Genomic DNA, 693 nt, shown 5'->3' with positions numbered 1-693 from the left:
GTCGACAGTGAAGGAGTAGGTCCCTGACGGATCGACACGAATTTGAAATGATCGCAGCACGCTTGCGGCTTTGGACCACAGCGCTTTGGCGCGGTCAGAACTTGAGAGGACTCGTCGGAGTGCGAGGTGGAGCTCCTTGGCTAGCGCAACGGCCAAGGGCTTACTGCTTGATGCCTCGACTTTGACGAAGATCAGTTTAAGTTCGGCCGCATCGCGTCCCAGCTGATTGAGCAATACGGTCTTGCCCACCCCGCGGAGTCCCGAAAGGATCCAGGGGCGTTCCCCTTCGCCTGCCTCACGTGCTTGGTAGAGCCGCGTGCGGAATTCGCTGAGCAGGTCGGAACGGCCGGCCAGAACCGGTGGCACTCGGCCCGCGCCGGGCTTGAAGGGGTTCGTCGCAAGGTCCATAACTAAAAGAATATAACCGACAGTAAACGAATCGTTTACTCGGTTATATAAGTCTTTATCAAATTCACGAAGGACAGCCAACGTTGTTGCATTAGACGTGCCCCGGATTCTATTGATCGAAGCAACACCGACTTTCAGGTGGTCAGTGATGTTTTATCAATCTTCGTCAGCAGCAGGGGTACGGTTTCTCGCCTCCATTCACGAGGGGCGCGGTCTCAAACGGTCTGCCCAGGATGTCGGCGTGCACAAAGAAGTCGGGTACCGCTGGTTGCGGGAAAAATACCT

The 693-nt window shown here is 55.8% G+C and carries 1 protein-coding gene; it reads right to left on the bottom strand.

Annotated features, from left to right (window positions below; translation table 11 throughout):
* Positions 1-408 (bottom strand): ATP-binding protein (locus JF66_RS19450; protein ID WP_231556521.1); only part of this gene is annotated, 408 nt, incomplete at its 3' end.
* Between the last annotated feature and the right edge of the window lie 285 nt (positions 409-693).

It is taken from the genome of Cryobacterium sp. MLB-32, from assembly GCF_000738085.1.
Lineage (GTDB): Bacteria > Actinomycetota > Actinomycetes > Actinomycetales > Microbacteriaceae > Cryobacterium.
Note: the sequence above shows the minus strand (reverse complement) of the source record. Positions and strands in the feature narration are given on the sequence as shown.